The organism is Mycobacterium sp. D16Q16, assembly GCF_002013745.1.
GTDB lineage: Bacteria > Actinomycetota > Actinomycetes > Mycobacteriales > Mycobacteriaceae > Mycobacterium.
Map to the genome: position 1 here is coordinate 61,192 of NZ_MAEY01000006.1, position 16,890 is coordinate 78,081.

Here is a 16,890-nt window from a genome sequence, read left to right on the forward strand (position 1 = left end):
CTGTGCGATACTGCGCGCTATGACCACTCTCGACGCCACCGACGCCAAGTTGTTACTCGCGCTCACGCAAACACCCCGCGCGTCCGGAGTGGAGCTGGCGCAGCGTCTGAATCTGTCCCGCAACACCGTGCAGGCACGGCTCACCCGTTGGGACCAGCACGAAGCGCTAGCCGGTATCGACCACCAGATCGTGCCGCGGGCGATGGGCTATCCCATGACGGCCTACGTGACGGCTCGCATCGACCAGCACCAGCTGAGAACCATCGGAGTAGCGCTCGCCGACGTACCGGAGATCGTGCAGGTACACGGCCTGGCGGGCGCCGATGACCTGATGATCAAGGTGGTGGCGGTCGACAGCGACGACCTCTACCGCATCGCGGGAAACATCCTCGATATCCCGGGCATCACCCGCACGTCCATCGCGATCGCGATGCACGAATTGGTCGCATTCCGGATGACCCCACTGCTGCGCCGCCTCGCCGGGCAGGACTGATGCTCAGCCCAGCCAGTCCAGAACCGCTGCGGCCGTCCAGGATTGCTGCATGCTGCCCAACGGCTCGCCGGTAAACGGCTCGTAGTACTCCGCAAAGGATCCGTCACCCGCCTGACGCAATCCTTCCTGCCGTAGCAGGAACGCACGTTCACTCCATCCGCGCCGCTCGAACGCCCAACAGAACAGCCAGGTGAGCACCGGCCAGACCGGACCCCGCCAATACTCGCGCGGACGGAAGTCCCGAGACACCGGCGACGTCGACGGGACCAGCGCGTATCGCAGGTCAGGATGACCGCAGAATCGCGGACCCTCCAACAGCCTCAGCAGTGCCAGCTCCTGCGGGCGCGGCAGACCACCGGAGAGCAGCGGCGCGAACATGGCCACCGTGTCGGTTGCCACCCACTTCCCGGTCTTGACATCGAAATCCCTTGCCGCACCGCTACGTTCCTCGGTGGTATCGACAACTCCACGCCGGAATCGATCGGCCCAGCCGTGCAGTTCGCGCACATCAGCGCGCGGCCGGGCGTGCTCCTCGCCGATGGTGGCCAGCACCTCGCAGGCCACCGCGAAGATGGCCGAGACGAACACGTCCTCCATGACGAAACTCATCACGTCCGGCAGGCGGGCATCGTCGTACCCCACCGATTTCATCTCTTCGAGCAGCCAGAGGTACACGTCGTACTCGGCGTCCTTGGGGCGCTGCGAGGCGTCGGTGATGATCGCGGTGTCCTCCCGCACATACGGCGGCAGCTCGCCCGGAACCACATTGGCGTACGCGCTGTCCCAACGCGGCGAGTTGTCCATCCCCGATTCCCACCCGTGGTACAGGGTGATTCGACCGTGCTGGTTCTGATCTCGCGCCTCCGCGAGCCAACGATGCCACCGCATCAAGTCGGCCCAGCGCCGGTCCAGGAAGGCCTCGGCGATCCCCCGGGCACTACGGCCCCGGCGGCGCGCGTGGTCCAAAATGCGTTGCACCGCTATGGCATGTACTGGCGGCTGGGTGATACCCGAGGTCTGATAGTTCGACGGCGCGTTCGCGGCCAGTGTCGAAGTCTGCCAGCGTGCCGGCCCGGGAAAGTAGCCGTCGACACCATTGGCGAAGACAATATGCGGGATCATCCCGTTGGCCCATTGCGCGGAGAGCAGGGTGTCGAGTTCGGTGACGGCACGTTCGACGCTCAGCGGCGCCAGCCCCACCGCCACAAACGCCGCGTCCCAACTCCACATATGCGGGTACAGCTTGGGTGCGGCACTGGTCATCGTTCCCCGGTCATTTCCTCTGAGCAGGTACGCCGCACGCGCGGCCAGCTGCGTGGGAGTGAACATCGGGTGGGATGGCATCCGTCCATTGTGCGGCGTACCCCGCCATTCCCTCTCGCCGAAAGCGCAGTTTCGGTGCGAAAGTGCCAGGAGAAGCCGCCCGAGGTCGACATTTGGCGGAAGGAGGCTAGCCTGGCGCGCATGCCCCTGGCTCTCATCACCGGCGCAAGCGGCGGACTCGGCGCCGCGATCGCGCGCGCACTCGCCCCTACACATGCACTCCTGCTTGGTGGACGGCCCTCCGGACGGCTCGACGAGTTGGCCGCGGGATTGGGCGCGACCGCGTGGCCGGTTGACCTGGGCGACGAGAACGCGGTGCTGACGGCCGCTGCCGATATCGGCGAACTCGACCTACTGGTGCACAACGCCGGGGTTTCCTACCCGGCGACGATCGCCGACTCGAAGCTGGCCGACTGGCGAAAGACCTTTGAGGTCAATGTATTAGCACCGGTAGCGCTCACCCAGGCGCTTCTTCCCGCCCTGCGCGCGGCGCAGGGCGACGTGGTCTTCATCAATTCCGGAGCGGGGATCAACGCACACCCGGGCATCGGCTCGTACTCGACGAGCAAGTTCGCGTTGCGCGGATTCGCCGATGTGCTCCGCGCCGAGGAACCGCTGCTTCGGGTGACCTCGGTGCATCCCGGCCGGATCAGCACACCCATGCAGCAAGAGCTCACCGAACATGAAGGGCGCGCGTACGATCCGGCCGACTACATGCGGCCCGAGTCCGTGGCGCAGCTGGTCGCCGATGCCGTGAACCTTCCGCGCGACGCGCGTGTGCACCAGATCGTAGTGCGGCAGAACTAAATCAGCTGTCGTCGCGGTGGCGCAGGGGCAGGCACCAGGTGTCGCTGTATGGCAGCGCCTGATTCAGGTAGGCCAGGAATTCACCCTTACCGCGATCACCTGCACGGATCGTGGCTGCGACCGCCTCGGCAACGGCCGCCAAACCCGGCATCACCCCGGCGTCGGTATTGTGTGCGTCCATCTGCCCATCCTGGCCCCCGTGATCTTGAAATGGAAGGCTCTATCTGAGCGAGCGCCCTAGACGACCAGATTCACCATGCGACCCGGCACCACGATGACCTTCTTCGGAGTGGCACCCGCCAGGAACTCCAGCACCTTCTCCTCGGCGAGCGCCGCCGCCTCGATATCGTCCGCCGGTGCATCGGCAGCAACCGTGATGCGGCCGCGTACCTTGCCGTTCACCTGGATCGGGTACTCGACAGTGTCGGCCACCAGCCATCGCTCATCGGATTCCGGGAAGGGCCCGTGGGCCAACGACACGTCGCGCCCGAGCTGGCTCCACAGCTCCTCGGCCAGGTGCGGCGCCAGTGGCGCGAGCAGCAGCACCAGTGGTTCCACCGCCGCGCGCGGGGCACCCTCCGGGTACTCCTTGGTGAGGTGGTTGGTGTACTCGATCAACTTGGCCGCAGCGGTGTTATTACGCAGGGCCGCATAGTCTTCGGTGACTCCAGCGATCGTCTTGTGCAGCGCCCGCAGCGTGTCTTCACTCGTCAGGTCGTCGTCGGTAACTCGGATCTCGCCGGTCTCCTCATCGATCACCGCACGCCACACCCGCTGCAGGAACCGATGTGCGCCAACGACATCCTTCGTCGCCCAAGGGCGTGACAGCTCCAGAGGGCCCATTGACATCTCGTACACACGCAGGGTGTCGGCACCGTAGTTGTCGCAAATGTCATCCGGTGAGATCGAGTTCTTGAGGCTCTTACCGATCTTGCCGAACTCTTGTTTCACCTCGACTTTCCCCTCCGGACCGGCCCAGAAGAACGTTCCGCCCTCCTCAACCACCTCGGCGGCCGGGACATACATGCCGCGCGCGTCCGTGTAGGCGTAGGCCTGGATGTAGCCCTGGTTCAGCAGCCGTCGATACGGTTCCCGGGAACTGACGTGCCCGAGGTCGTAGAGAACCTTGTGCCAGAACCGCGAGTACAGCAGGTGCAGCACGGCGTGCTCCATGCCGCCGACGTACAGGTCGACGCCACCGGGATCATTCGGACCGTGCTCGGCCGGGCGTGGACCCAGCCAGTAGGCCTCGTTTTCCTTGTCGCAGAAGGCTTCCGCGTTGTCGGGGTCCGCGTAGCGCAGCTCATACCACGAGCTGCCAGCCCACTGTGGCATCACGTTGGTATCCCGCGAGTACTGCTTGAGTCCGTCTCCCAGGTCCAGCTCGACGCTCACCCAATCGGTGGCCTTGGAAAGGGGGGGCGACGGTTCGGTCGACGCGTCGTCGGGATCGAAGGACACCGGTGCGTAGTCCTCGACCTCTGGCAGTTCGACGGGCAGCACGTCCTCGCCCAGCGCGTGCGGTCGCCCGTCCTCGCCGTAGACGATCGGGAACGGCTCGCCCCAGTAGCGCTGACGCGCGAAGAGCCAGTCGCGCAGCTTGTATTCGATGCGTGATTCGCCGTGTCCGTCGTTGACCAGCCGGCGGGTCACCTCGGCCTTCGCCGCGACGACGTCCAGCCCGTTCAGGTAGTCGGAGTTCACCAGCACGCCGTCACCCGTGTATGCGGCCTCCGTGACATCACCACCGGAAATCACCTCCCGCACAGGCAAACCAAAGGCGTGCGCAAAATCCCAGTCGCGCTGGTCATGCCCCGGCACCGCCATGATGGCGCCCGTGCCGTAGCCCACCAGCACATAGTCCGCGATGAAGACCGGCACCGGATCACCACTCACCGGATTCGTCGCATGCACGCCGGTGAATACGCCTGTCTTTTCTTTGTTCTCTTGACGTTCCAGATCGCTCTTGGCCGCGATGGAGCGCCGGTACTGGTCGATCGCCGCATGCGGCGAGTCCTGACCACCGGTCCACCTCGCGTCGGTCCCTTCCGGCCAGCTGTCACCGACCAGCGAATCGACCAGCGGGTGCTCAGGGGCCAGCACCAGGTAGGTGGCACCGAACAGTGTGTCGGGTCTGGTCGTGAACACCTCGATATCGCCCACGCCCGCAACGGGGAACAACACAGACGCGCCCTGTGATCGGCCGATCCAGTTGCGCTGGATCGCCTTGACCTTGTCGGGCCAGTCCAGGTATTCCAGGTCTTCGATAAGCCGGTCGGAGTACGCGGTGATGCGCATCATCCACTGCCGCAACCGCTTACGGAAAACTGGGAAGTTGCCGCGCTCGCTGCGGCCATCCGAGGTGACCTCTTCGTTGGCCAGCACGGTGCCCAGTCCAGGACACCAGTTCACCATCGAATCCGATTGGTACACGAGGCGGTATGAGTCGACGAGGTCGGCGCGCTCGCCATCGCTCAGCTCGCCCCACACCGTGCCGTCGGCAGGCGTACGTACACCGGAATCGAATTCGGCTATCAGCTCGTCGATGCGGCGGGCCCGCTGGGCATCGACGTCGTACCAGGCGTTGTAGATCTGCAGGAAAATCCACTGAGTCCACTTATAGAAGTCGACGTCGGTGGTCGCGAAGCTGCGGCGTGAGTCATGGCCCAGTCCGAGCCGCCCCAGCTGACGCTTGTAGTTGACGATGTTGGCCTCGGTGCGCACCCGCGGGTGTGTGCCGGTCTGCACCGCGTACTGCTCGGCGGGCAACCCGAACGCATCGAACCCCAGTGCGTGCAGCACGTTGGCGCCGCGCATCCGGTGAAAGCGGGCATAGACATCCGTCGCGATGTAGCCCAGCGGGTGTCCGACGTGCAGCCCCTCACCGGACGGGTACGGGAACATGTCCTGGACAAACATCTTGTCCGCGGGAATCGGGGTGCCGTCGGCCGGTGCCAGCGCCCCCACTGGGTTCGGGACGTGGAAGGTGCCGCGGTCGGCCCAGCTCTGTTGCCAGTCGCGCTCGATCTGCCCAGCGAGCTGCGCCGAGTAGCGATGCTTGGGGAATTCAGCGGTTTCCTCAATAGCTCTGCCGGCGTCCTGCTGGGCTTCAGTCACGCATCAAGGGTAAATGCGGCAGCTCAGCGAACAGAAATCGCCGCTTTGGCGACGAGAGTTAATCACTCTGGTCACAATCCGGCCACTTCCGGGGGTGTCCGGGGTGGTTTCTCAGCTGCGCTCATTAACTTCGGGACCGCCACAACCGAGAACCTGCCTGTCGACATCGCGGTCGACACCTCCGCGTTCACGGTTGTCGTCCACAACGCGCAGACAACTCACACAACGCATTGGACAGAGCCGGAAGGACAAAGAAGGTGACGACCAAACGGTATTCAGTCAGGTTCGCGGCGGCCACGGCCTCCGTTGCGGCGCTGCTCGCCGGGACTACCGCCATCGCGCTGGCGGACCCACAGCCTGTGCCCCCGGCACCGGTGGCCACTCCGAACGCCGCCACGTCGGCTCCCGTCGCACCGGCGGCGGCGCCCACGGCGTCAACGAATCCGCTGCAGCCTTCCGCGCCGATCAGCGGGCTCGCACCCGCCAACGAGGGCACGCTTGCGGAGTTCTTCGCTTCCAAGAACGTCAAGCTGGAACCGCTGACCAAGAACAGCCACGGCGCACCCCGCATCAGCATCCCGATACCGAACAACTGGGCGAACGTGCCCGATCCCAATGTCCCCAACGCCTACCAGGTGATTGTCAGCAAGGCCAACGGCACCGGGCTCTACCAGTCCAACGCACAGGTCACGATGAGCAAGCTTGTCGGCGAGTTCGACACCAACGAGGCCGTGTCCCATGGTCCCGTCGAGGTCAAGTCGCTGCAGGGCTGGCAGCCGACCGACGCCTCGCTGGTCACCTACCAGGGCGCCCCGTCCTCGATCGTGGAAGGCACCTTCCGTCAGGACGGTGAGACCCTCAACACCTCGCGCCGGGCCGCGATCATCACGCAAGGTAAAGACCGGTACCTGGTCCAGCTGGCCGTCACCACGACCGTGGGCAACGCCATCGCCGAAGCTCCCGCCACCGACCTGATCGTCAACGGGCTGCGTTTCGGAGATGCCGCGCCGGTCACCGCGCCGGCGGCCGATCCCAATGCGCTCGCCGACCCGGACGCCGTGCCCGGCGCGCCCGTCACGCCTGCTCCGGGGGCGCCCGTGCCCGCGGACCCCAACGCACCGCCTTCGCCGGCGCCGGGGGTTCCGGGACTGCCACCCCTGCCCACCCTGCCTCCGCTGATCCCACCGGCGCCGCCCGCGGCATAACCGGCCTCGCATCCCGCTTAAACTGAGCGGGTGTTGATCGCCGCCCTCGTGACCATTGCCCTGGCCGGGCTGCTGGCTGCGCTGTCCGTGGCGGCGTTCCTGCGGGCACCGCACGGCAGCCCTCAGCGCATGCTCGCACCCGCCCAGGCGGCGGCCGCCGTGATCCTCGCTGCCGGCGCGCTTGCCGCACTATTCGGTTCCACCGCAATTGGTTTGGTGGGACTGGTGGTATGTGGCGCCGCTGCCATCGCGACAATGGGTGCGGCAGCCTGGCAGGTCGCGCGATACACCACCGCCGCACAACAGATGTCGTCCTCGGGCGGCTGCGGTAGTTCCTGCGGCGGCTGCCCCAGTGCCACCGCTTCCGGCCGTGACGGTCTTGGCGCAAGCGGCTCATCCGTGTGCGCGCGGCCCTGACATGTCCAATCTTTAGACACGTCGGCGCTACCTCATCTGAATGTGATCCGTATTCGCCCATGTCGGCCCATTTTTTGGTGTTATGTTCCCGGGCACTCGTAGACAGGTGTGGTCAGAAAGGGAGCCGTGAAAGACACCAAGCAGATGGTCAAGTTCATCCTCGTTGGTGTTCTCACGCTCGCTTCCGGTATCGCCGCGTACATCTATCGCGACGACCAACTGATGGTGGATCTGCTCACCGTGCCGTTGTTCACCGGCATCATCGGGTACATCACCAACTGGACCGGTGTGCTGATGCTGTTCGCACCCTTGCGTTTCTACGGCTGGCGCATCCCCGGGCTGCGCACCCTGTACGCCTTCCTGCCTCGCCGCGTACAGGTCATCCCCGCCATCACCTCCGACGGACGGTTCGGATGGCAGGGCATTGTGCCGTCACGTGCGGAAAAGATGGCCAGCATCGCCGTCGACAAGAGCCTTGCCAAGCTCGGTAGCATCTCGGACTTCTACGAGCAGCTCGAACCGGACCTCATCGCGAATCACCTTGCACTGATTGCCAAAACAGAGATCCGCAGCGTCATCACCAAGATCATGGAACGCGAGGACCCGCAGCTGTGGCACAACCTGCCACCGGCATTGCGGGAGATGATGTTCAAGCGCATCGAGAATCAGCTGCCGCAGATCGTCAAGAACATGACCGATCAAATCGGCGAGAACATCGGGCAACTCGTCGACGCCAAGCTGATGATCATCCGATACCTCACCGCTCATCCCAAGCTGCTCAACGACATCTTCCGGACCATGGGGCACAAAGAGCTGCAGTTCATGCAGAACTTCGGTTTCTACTTCGGCTACCCCATGGGCTTCGTTCTCGTCGCGATCCTGCATTCGGTTCCGCACCACTGGTGGACACCGTGGATCGTGCTGCCGCTGGGCGGCATCGTCATCGGCTACATCGTCAACTACCTCGGCATCACCATGATTTTCGAACCCGTGCATCCCAACAAGTGGGTGCCGTGGCGTCAGGGTCTGTTCATCAAGCGCAAGTCGGAGATCTCAGAGGAGTACGCCCGCACCATCTCCGAGAACGTCATCACCCTGGAGAACATCGGTAACGAGATGCTCAACGGACCGCGGTCGGACCGCACCCGGCAGATGCTGGCCGACGGCATCCGGCCGGCGCTGGAGCAAGCGCTTGGGCCTGCCCGCCGCGCCATTCGAGTAGCCGTTGGTCGGCGCCAATACGACCAGATCACCGAGTCCGTCACCATCGAGGCAACCGAATTCGCGCCCTTGGCGTTTTCCGATCCGGAGTTCAACAAACAGCGCCAAGGCAAGATCGGCGCCTTCGTCTCGACCCAGATGCACAAGCTCTCACTCGATGATTTCAACGAGTTGCTGCGCTCGGCGGTCAAACAGGACGAGTGGTTGCTCTTCGTACACGGCGCCGTCCTCGGTGCGGCCGGCGGCCTGGCCCACCTGCTCATCTTCCCGCCAGCAGGGTGACACGTGTCCCGAATCGACCTGACAAGATGATGCCCGATGAGCAATAACACGCCCGTACCCGCGCACAACAATCAGCCGCTGCGGCCCGATCGCGTTGTCCAGGGCGTGGCCATGCTGGCCGCGAAAACCTGGTGGCGCGGCGTGAAGTGGTCGGCCGATATCGCCACCACCACCGGCACCAAGATCATCGACGACGTCCGGGCCGGCCGGTCGGCCACCGATATCGCCCTGTCGGCCACCGAGCATGTCCTGGGTGCCGTGCGAGACGCGTTGCAGCTGCCCACCGATTCCACCGGACTCACCATCACCAAGCCACAACGGCCCGCACCGTCTCGGGTCACCATCGACATCACCGAGTCGGGTTCGCCCGACTGCGACGAATTGCGCCGCCGGGGTGCCGAATTGCTGCGGCGCTCAGCCGATGTCTCGGACGTTGAGGACACCCATCCCGCCTATGCCCGCATTCTCAATCAGCTGGCACCCGACGAGGCACGCATCCTGCGGTTCCTGGCCGCGCACGGCGCACAGCCGGTGGTGGACGTACGCACCAGCCGTCCGTTTGACGTCGGCTCGGAGATGATCGCCGAGGGCCTCTCGATGGTCGCGGAACGATCCGGCTGCCGCTACACCGACCGCAATAACGCTTACACCAACAACCTCGTGCGCCTCGGCCTGGTTCGCGCATCTCCGGAAGCGGTTGCGGCCGAGCGCTATCAGGTCTTGGAGGTGCAGCCAGATGTGGTCGCGGCGTGCCGCCGCGCGGGCCGTGCGCATAAGACCGTCCGCCGCAGCATCCACCTGACGCCATTCGGTGAGGACTTCTGCCGGGCCGTCATCCCCCCGGATCCGTCGGTCGGCGACGACCTGTAGATCTAGTTGCGGCTGACGTCAATGGGGTGTGTCGCCAACAACGACAACGGCAGCGGCTGCCGCCGCAGCACTGTGGCCCACAGGTCATGGCTCGCATCGGTCAGCACATCGGACGGCAGCGCGGACAACACGATCCAATCGTCGCGCTCAACCTCGCCCTCCAGCTGACCGATCGTCCACCCCGAGTAACCGGCGAAAACCCGGACACCCTCCACCAGCGGGGCGATGTCCTCGGGCTCGGCATCCAGATCGACCATGGCCATACGGCCCGCCACGTGGCGCAGACCCTTCACACCCTCGATGCTGACCCCGGCCCGCAGAGTCGCCAGACACAACGCCGCATCGCGTTTGACCGGACCGCCGATGAACATCGTCTTGGGCTTGCTGGCGAGCTTGGCCCACTGCGGCAACACGTTGTACACCGCGGTCTCGCTTGGGCGGTTGAGCACCACACCCAGCGTGCCGCCGTCGTTGTGTTCGACGATGAAGATCACGCTGCGCCGAAAGGTCGGCTCGAACAGGTTGGTATTGGCGACCAGTAAGGTACCTGCCCGCAGGCGATGTGCGGGCGGCGCGATGTAGCCCTCGCCATATGCCTCGCCCTCTTCGGGCTCGTCGCCGTGCGCCACCTCAATATCATGACATCGTTTGCCGTTTCATGACTTGTGCTCAGCCAACCGCTACACATTTGTAGTGTGGGCGTTAAGCGGTGCGCCTAATTCCCGCCGCCTGTACTTCGAGTAACCCGATCTCCACATACGAAAGCGACTCACATGAATGCGCGCCACTCGCCGCTGAGCTTGTGGCACGCCATCCAGGATCTCCCCGACTTCGGGCGGCTCGTGTGGGTGCGGCTGCTCACCCAATTCAGCGATGGACTCTTTCAGGCGGGGCTGGCGGGGGCGCTGCTGTTCAACCCCGAGCGTGAGGCCGAGCCGTGGGCCATCGCCGGCGCGTTCGCGGTGCTGTTCCTGCCCTATTCGGCGATCGGTCCGTTCGCGGGTGCGCTACTGGACCGATGGGACCGGCGCGCGGTCTTGATCTGCGCCAACCTGCTCCGGGTACTGCTCGTGGCCCTCGTCGGCATCGCACTGGCCTTCAGCGCCGGCGATGTGGTGCTGCTGTTGGGTGCGCTGATCGTCAACGGGGTCACCCGCTTCGTGACATCTGGTCTATCGGCTGCCCTCCCCCATGTGGTGCCTCGCGACCAAGTGGCGACCATGAACTCGGTGGCCACCGCCGTCGGCGCCACCGCCACCTTCGCGGGTGCCAACTTCATGCTGATGTTGCGCGCCGTCTTCGGGGCCGGGGACTTGGGTTCTGCCACAGTCATTTTCCTGGTGATCGTGCCGGCAACGGCAGCGGCCTGGGTGGCCTCGGGCTTTCCCGGCGACCGGTTGGGCCCGGATGACAGCGTGCGCGCTGTGCACGGTTCAGCTGTCTACGCCGTGGCCACCGGCTGGGTGCACGGTGCCCGCACCATCGTCAGCACACCCTCGGTGTTTGATGCCCTCATCGGTCTGGCCGCCCACCGCATGGTGTTCGGCATCAACACCTTGCTGGTCCTGGTCCTGGTGCGTAACAACGCATCGCTGTTCGCCGGGATCGGCGCCGCGGCGTTGTTCCTGGCGTGCACCGGTATCGGCTCATTCCTGGGAACGGTCTCCACCCCGGCCCTGCTGCGGCGATTCGGCCGTGGGCGGACCCTCGGCATGGCTCTTGGCGGTGCGGTTGTCCTGCAGCTGATGGCCTCCGGTCTTTACGTGCCCATCGTGCTCGGTGCCGCGTTCGGCCTCGGGATGGCGGGACAGGTGATCAAGTTGTGCGCCGATGTCGGCATGCAGACCGATGTCGATGACGCCCTGCGCGGACACGTATTCGCCGTGCAGGACTCGTTGTTCTGGGTGACCTTCACCGGTGCCATGAGCGTGGCCGCCGCCTTCATCGCGCATGCGCACTGGCTGGCCTTCTCCGGTGCAGTGATCTACTTGATCGGCCTGATCGTGCACATGACCCGGACCCTTTGGCCCAGCCCGGCCGAACCGAATCACACCGACCCGGAAGGACACGCCCGTGACCTCGACCGCTGACGCTGTCATCGATGACCTGCGCGACGAGAGCGATGGACTCGACGTCCTCGTGGCACCGCTGTCCGCAGAGGACTGGGCCCGCGACACTCCAGCGGCGGGCTGGACGATCGCCCACCAGATCGCACATCTGCATTGGACCGACGCGCAGTCGCTGCTAGCGGTCACCGATCCGGAGGGCTTCGCCAACGAGCTGCCCAAGGCGCTGGCCGATCCCTTCGGATTCGTGGACAAGGCCGCCGAGGAGACCGCGCAGACCCCTCCGGCCGAGCTGCTCACCCGCTGGCGCGATACCCGCAATCAATTGCATGCCGCGCTGCGCGCCGTGCCGGACGGAGTGAAGATCCCCTGGTACGGGCCGCCGATGAGCTCCGCCTCCATGGGCACGGCACGCCTGATGGAGACGTGGGCGCACGCGCTTGACGTCGCCGACGCGCTCGGAGTGGTTCCCGCGCCCACCGCTCGGCTGAAATCCATTGCTCACCTTGGTGTTCGAACCCGGGACTACGCCTTCTCGGTGCATTCACTACCCGCCCCGGCCGAGCCATTCCGCGTGGAGCTGACCGGACCCGGCGGCGACACCTGGGCCTGGGGTCCCGAAGATGCCGCGCAGCGCGTCACCGGATCCGCGATCGATTTCTGCTACCTGGTGACCCAGCGCCGTCCCCGCGCCGAGCTGGATCTGTGGGCCACCGGCGAGGACGCACAGAAGTGGCTGTCCATCGCACAGGCCTTCGCCGGCCCGCCCGGTGAAGGCCGCGGATAGCAGCTGCTCGGTTAGGTGTTCCACCGCCTGCTCGATAGCTCGGAGGCGATGTTCGCGGGCAATCGCAGCACCGTCGCGTACTCGGCGTTCGGAAACGGCGTGCTCGATATCGACGCCCTGACAACAGCTTTCGACGCGCTGTTGGCGAGCTATCCGGTGCTGAACGCCGAGATCGTTCCCCATGAACGCGGCTACGCCCTGCGGCAGGTGTTCGAACCCGGGACTACGCCTTCTCGGTGCATTCACTACCCGCCCCGGCCGAGCCATTCCGCGTGGAGCTGACCGGACCCGGCGGCGACACCTGTCGACGCCCTGACAACAGCTTTCGACGCGCTGTTGGCGAGCTATCCGGTGCTGAACGCCGAGATCGTTCCCCATGAACGCGGCTACGCCCTGCGGCAGGCTCACCGCGCGCCCGCGCTGCGGGTGGGGACAGTCACCGGCCTGCCCGCGACGGGTTTCACCGTCGTCGACGCCGATGCGGTGTGCGCCGTGGATGTGGCCCAGCATGACAACGACTTTCGCTTGACCCTGCTGACCCATCACAGCATCGCCGATGCCGCCGCCTCGCTGCGCTATCTGGAAACGTTGTGCGCGTTGTATACCCGCGTGGTCGAGACGGGCCGGCCCGGGACGATCGCCGCGCATCCGCTGGCCATGTCGCTGGAACAATTCCTCACCGACCGCGGGTTCGCCATACCCGAGCCGCAGAAATCGGATCCACCGGAGGTCCCGCGCGAAGCCGCCGCTGCTGTGACGGTCCGGCATGGACGCACCCGTCTCGGGCACCACGACACCGCACGACTATTCGCCGCCGCTCATGCGGCGGGTCTCACGGTGCACGGCATCGTTTGCGCCGCGATTGTGATTGCCGCTCACGACCTTTCCGGATCGAACGGGTCAGAAGAATACGGCGTGGTGTCCTCGGTGGATCTGCGTGCGCGGGTGGGGCCGCCCCTCGCGGCCGAGGCGGGGACCGTCATCCAGGGCTCGGACACTACGGCCGTCGAGATCGGGGTGCAGGATGACCCCGCGCGCATCGGACACGCTGTGTTGGACTCTCTCGCCGAAGGCCTCACCCGCCGCACAACGCATCGCGCGTTGCTTTCGCCGCGAGATATCTGGCGAGAGCCCATATCGAATCCCCTCATGGTCACGAACTGGGGACGCATTCCCGCGTTGCGCCTGCCCGACGAACTGCGAGTCGACGACTTTCGGGCCTCCGCAGGCGGCCTGCGCACTGGTCGAGCCACAACTGCTCCGCCGAGCTTCTTCATCACCACCTGCGATGGACGGCTCAGCCTCGACCATCCGGTATGGGTGGCCGGCGAGTCCGATCCCACGGTCGCGTGGACAGCGGCGCTAGGGCGGGCCTTCGACCGCATTCTGCGCTGACGGACGCGGAGGCCCCAGCGGCCTGGCCGCATCGGCGGCGCCATCGCCGTCAACGTCGATAAGCTCGACATCCCAGCGACCGTCACCAGTAGTGTCGGCATAGACGGATGATCCGGATTCGCTGTTGCGGAAAGCTCTTTCGGCGTCGCCATCGCCATCAACGTCGAGCAGCTGCTCGGGTCTGCCATCCCCGTCGACATCGGCTGCGCCACCGGTGTGTTCGACACCGTCCAGACCGAACCAGCTGATCGATCCGCTTCGTTCCACGTGAAACGCCCACGTGCCCAAGCCATCATCGGTGAAGTACGCCTCAGGCCTGCCGTCGTTGTCCACATCGAGGACGCTGTGGTCGGCCGATCCGTCACCGTCGGCATCCCACATCACGTCGTCGAACAACCCGTCGCCATCGAAATCCAGGCGCACCGCGTCGAGAATCCCGTCACCGTCCAGGTCGACATTGGGTGGCGCTTCCCACGCCGTGACGACCCCGTCTCCCCCACCAAGGCAGTAGTCCATATCTGATACGAGCCCCCGACGAGCCCGGGCGTTCCGTCCTCTTCGGGCATGTGGATAACCACCCGGACAGAACGTTCGCTGATTTCGGTTCACATAGATAGGAGGGGAACCACAGCGATTCGGTTCCATCCGTAATCTCTGACCCTGTGGATGCCCCTACGCTCACGCTGCTTCTCAGTGCAGCGGCCGCCGCCGGCTGGGTCGACGCGGTTGTGGGTGGTGGCGGACTCGTTCTCATCCCGGTGTTGCTGCTCGTCTTCCCCGGGATGACCCCGGCGACCGCGCTGGGCACCAATAAACTCGCCGCGCTGTCGGGTACCGCATCGGCGGCTATCCGGCTCTTCCCCAAGACGCCCTTGAACTGGCGCGCGCTACTCGGAGCCTTCGTCGTCGCGGCGGCGTTCTCCAGTGCCGGTGCCTACACCGCCTCGCGGCTACCGGTGTCCGTCTTCAAGCCCGTGGTGCTGGTCCTCCTGCTGGCTGTCGGGGTGTTTGTCGCGACACGCCCCCAGTTTGGAACCTCCGCCACAGACACCGTGCGCACCAAGACCGCCACCCTCACCGCCCTCGCAGTGGCCGCCGTTCTCATCGCGTTCTACGACGGCATCATGGGCCCAGGCACCGGGACCTTCATGATCATCACGTTGACCGCCGTCTCGGGGATGACCTTCCTGGAAAGCTCGGCCACCGCCAAGGTGCTCAACTCCGGAACCAACGTGGGGGCGCTCATCGTCTTCGCCTCGCAGGGCCATGTGCTGTGGCTGCTAGGGCTGGCGCTCGGTGTCGCGAACATCGCGGGCGCTCAGCTCGGTGCGCATATGGCACTCGGACGCGGGGCCGGGTTTGTCCGGCTGGTGCTGCTGGTGGTTGTCGTGGTGATGGTCGGCAAGCTCGGCTACGACATGCTCGGCTGATCAGGAGCCGTCGCGGGCCGCCCACCATTCCTGCAGCGCCTCGACCGCCTCGTCGTGGTCGAGTGGACCCCGTTCCAGCCTGAGCTCCTTCAAGAACCGCCAGGCCTGTCCCACAATCGGTCCGGCGGGAACACCCAGCAGCTCCATGATCGCGTTGCCGTCGAGATCGGGCCGCACCCGCGCCAGATCCTCCTGAGCGGTCAGCTCGGAGATTCGCTCCTCGAGCCCGTCATAGTTGGCCTGCAGCCGGGCCGCACGCCGCTTGTTCCGCGTCGTACAGTCCGCGCGCACCAGCTTGTGCAGCCGGGGCAGCAACGGACCGGCATCCGTGACGTACCGGCGCACCGCCGAATCGGTCCACTTGCCGTCCCCATACCCGTGGAACCGCAGATGCAGATACACCAGCTGCGACACGTCGTCGACCATCTGCTTGGAGTACTTGAGAGCGCGCATCCGCTTGCGCACCATCTTGGCCCCGACAACCTCGTGGTGGTGAAAGCTCACCCCGCCGCCGTCCTCGTGCCGGCGGGTGGCCGGCTTACCGATGTCGTGCAGCAAGGCCGCCCACCGCAGCACCAGATCGGGGCCCTCGTCTTCGAGATCCACGGCCTGCTCCAGCACCGTCAGCGAGTGGCGGTACACGTCCTTGTGCTGGTGGTGTTCGTCGATGGTCAGCTGCATCTCGCCGACCTCGGGCAGCACCACCGCGCCCAGTCCACTGTCCACCAGCAGATCGATTCCGGCGACCGGATGCGCACCCAGGATCAACTTGTCCAGCTCGACCTGCACTCGTTCGACGGTTATCCGGCCCAATTGGCTGGACATCGCATCCAGCGCCGCCAGCACCCGCGGCGCCACCGTGAACCCGAGCTGCGCGACGAACCGGGCCGCCCGCAGCATGCGCAGCGGGTCATCTCCGAAGGAAATCTCCGGAGCCGCCGGGGTATCGAGCACCCCGGCGCGCAGTGCCTCCAGCCCATGGAGCGGATCGCAGAATTCTCCGGGGCCGTCCGGCCCGATCTTGACCGCCATCGCGTTGACGGTGAAATCTCTGCGCACCAGATCGCCTTCGAGGCTGTCGCCGAAAACCACCTCGGGATTGCGCGTCTGCTGGTCATAGCTGTCGCTGCGGAACGTGGTGATCTCCACCCGCTGCCCCTTGCGTGCCACCCCGATGGTGCCGAAGGCGATACCGGTATCCCAGATGGCCTCGGCCCAGCCGGTCACCAATTCCTGCACCTGCTCGGGGCGAGCATCGGTGGTGAAGTCCAGATCGGTGCCCAACTTGCCCAGCAGGGCGTCGCGGACAGTGCCGCCCACCAGATAGAGGTCAAAGCCCGCCGAATCGAAGAGCGCGCCTAACTCCGACAGCATCTTCTGGTGCCGGTTCAGGGTCACTGCGGCGGTCGCCAACAGTTCGGTGGTCGGTATCGATTCGGGCACGTCGGGCAGCCTACCGGCGCGTATCGATAGGGCT

16 protein-coding genes and 1 pseudogene are annotated in these 16,890 nt (G+C 65.5%); 11 read left to right on the forward strand and 6 right to left on the reverse strand.

Annotated elements, in window-relative coordinates; all coding sequences use genetic code 11:
- The first annotated feature begins 19 nt into the window (after positions 1-19).
- Positions 20-493 carry an Lrp/AsnC family transcriptional regulator gene (locus B4394_RS08955; protein WP_078312464.1) on the forward strand — a complete coding sequence of 158 codons (474 nt, stop codon included), beginning with the start codon at positions 20-22 and terminating at the stop codon, positions 491-493.
- Positions 494-496: 3 nt separating this feature from the next.
- Here the strand turns inward: B4394_RS08955 and ggh are convergent, their stop codons facing one another.
- Positions 497-1,837: a glucosylglycerate hydrolase gene (gene ggh, locus B4394_RS08960; protein ID WP_078312402.1), complete on the reverse strand. Its 1,341-nt coding sequence runs from the start codon at positions 1,835-1,837 to the stop codon at positions 497-499.
- Positions 1,838-1,957: 120 nt separating this feature from the next.
- On the opposite strand from ggh, the gene B4394_RS08965 reads away from it, so the two are divergent.
- Complete coding sequence (locus B4394_RS08965) at positions 1,958-2,623, forward strand: SDR family oxidoreductase (protein WP_078314849.1); 666 nt, start codon at positions 1,958-1,960, stop codon at positions 2,621-2,623.
- 1 nt (position 2,624) lies between these two features.
- Here the strand turns inward: B4394_RS08965 and B4394_RS08970 are convergent, their stop codons facing one another.
- Positions 2,625-2,804, reverse strand: coding sequence for a hypothetical protein (locus tag B4394_RS08970; protein WP_078314807.1), 180 nt, complete (start codon positions 2,802-2,804; stop codon positions 2,625-2,627).
- A 56-nt stretch (positions 2,805-2,860) separates the two neighbouring features.
- Positions 2,861-5,740: a leucine--tRNA ligase gene (leuS, locus tag B4394_RS08975; RefSeq protein WP_078314808.1), complete on the reverse strand. Its 2,880-nt coding sequence runs from the start codon at positions 5,738-5,740 to the stop codon at positions 2,861-2,863.
- Positions 5,741-5,997: 257 nt separating this feature from the next.
- On the opposite strand from leuS, the gene B4394_RS08985 reads away from it, so the two are divergent.
- The 4 genes from B4394_RS08985 to B4394_RS09000 all read left to right on the forward strand — a co-directional run bounded on the left by B4394_RS08985 (position 5,998) and on the right by B4394_RS09000 (position 9,735).
- Positions 5,998-6,945 carry an LpqN/LpqT family lipoprotein gene (locus tag B4394_RS08985; protein WP_078312406.1) on the forward strand — a complete coding sequence of 316 codons (948 nt, stop codon included), beginning with the start codon at positions 5,998-6,000 and terminating at the stop codon, positions 6,943-6,945.
- Positions 6,946-6,975: 30 nt separating this feature from the next.
- Positions 6,976-7,362 carry a hypothetical protein gene (locus B4394_RS08990; RefSeq protein ID WP_078314809.1) on the forward strand — a complete coding sequence of 129 codons (387 nt, stop codon included), beginning with the start codon at positions 6,976-6,978 and terminating at the stop codon, positions 7,360-7,362.
- A gap of 126 nt (positions 7,363-7,488) precedes the next feature.
- Positions 7,489-8,865 (forward strand): hypothetical protein, encoded by a 1,377-nt coding sequence (locus B4394_RS08995; protein ID WP_078314810.1) that lies wholly within the window; start codon positions 7,489-7,491, stop codon positions 8,863-8,865.
- A 36-nt stretch (positions 8,866-8,901) separates the two neighbouring features.
- Positions 8,902-9,735 carry a DUF4393 domain-containing protein gene (locus B4394_RS09000; RefSeq protein WP_078312409.1) on the forward strand — a complete coding sequence of 278 codons (834 nt, stop codon included), beginning with the start codon at positions 8,902-8,904 and terminating at the stop codon, positions 9,733-9,735.
- A 2-nt stretch (positions 9,736-9,737) separates the two neighbouring features.
- Here the strand turns inward: B4394_RS09000 and B4394_RS09005 are convergent, their stop codons facing one another.
- The gene (locus tag B4394_RS09005; RefSeq protein WP_078312410.1) at positions 9,738-10,364 is read right to left on the reverse strand and encodes a YqgE/AlgH family protein; all 627 of its coding nucleotides are present in this window, start codon (positions 10,362-10,364) and stop codon (positions 9,738-9,740) included.
- A gap of 144 nt (positions 10,365-10,508) precedes the next feature.
- Between B4394_RS09005 and B4394_RS09010 the strand changes: the two genes are divergently transcribed.
- The 4 genes and pseudogenes from B4394_RS09010 (at position 10,509) to B4394_RS09025 (ending at position 13,983) form a co-directional block, all read left to right on the forward strand.
- The gene (locus tag B4394_RS09010) at positions 10,509-11,825 is read left to right on the forward strand and encodes an MFS transporter (RefSeq protein ID WP_078314811.1); all 1,317 of its coding nucleotides are present in this window, start codon (positions 10,509-10,511) and stop codon (positions 11,823-11,825) included.
- A complete protein-coding gene (locus B4394_RS09015; RefSeq protein WP_078314812.1) occupies positions 11,809-12,588 on the forward strand; it encodes a TIGR03084 family metal-binding protein in 780 nt (259 codons plus the stop codon). Before B4394_RS09010 ends, B4394_RS09015 begins: the two co-directional genes overlap by 17 nt.
- Positions 12,589-12,776: 188 nt before the next feature.
- A pseudogene (locus B4394_RS25105) lies at positions 12,777-12,929 on the forward strand (wyosine base formation domain-containing protein); the annotation flags it as partial.
- Positions 12,930-13,245: 316 nt separating this feature from the next.
- Positions 13,246-13,983, forward strand: a complete 738-nt coding sequence (locus B4394_RS09025) for a phthiocerol/phthiodiolone dimycocerosyl transferase family protein (protein ID WP_502688520.1) — start codon at positions 13,246-13,248, stop codon at positions 13,981-13,983.
- Here the strand turns inward: B4394_RS09025 and B4394_RS09030 are convergent.
- Positions 13,951-14,499: a pullulanase gene (locus tag B4394_RS09030; RefSeq protein ID WP_078312413.1), complete on the reverse strand. Its 549-nt coding sequence runs from the start codon at positions 14,497-14,499 to the stop codon at positions 13,951-13,953. The two genes, B4394_RS09025 and B4394_RS09030, sit on opposite strands and share 33 nt — an antisense overlap.
- Positions 14,500-14,666: 167 nt before the next feature.
- On the opposite strand from B4394_RS09030, the gene B4394_RS09035 reads away from it, so the two are divergent.
- Positions 14,667-15,413: a sulfite exporter TauE/SafE family protein gene (locus B4394_RS09035; protein ID WP_078314850.1), complete on the forward strand. Its 747-nt coding sequence runs from the start codon at positions 14,667-14,669 to the stop codon at positions 15,411-15,413.
- On the opposite strand, the gene B4394_RS09040 is transcribed toward B4394_RS09035, so the two are convergent.
- On the reverse strand, positions 15,414-16,856 hold the full coding sequence (locus B4394_RS09040; protein WP_078314815.1) for a CCA tRNA nucleotidyltransferase: 1,443 nt from the start codon (positions 16,854-16,856) through the stop codon (positions 15,414-15,416).
- Positions 16,857-16,890 lie beyond the last annotated feature (34 nt).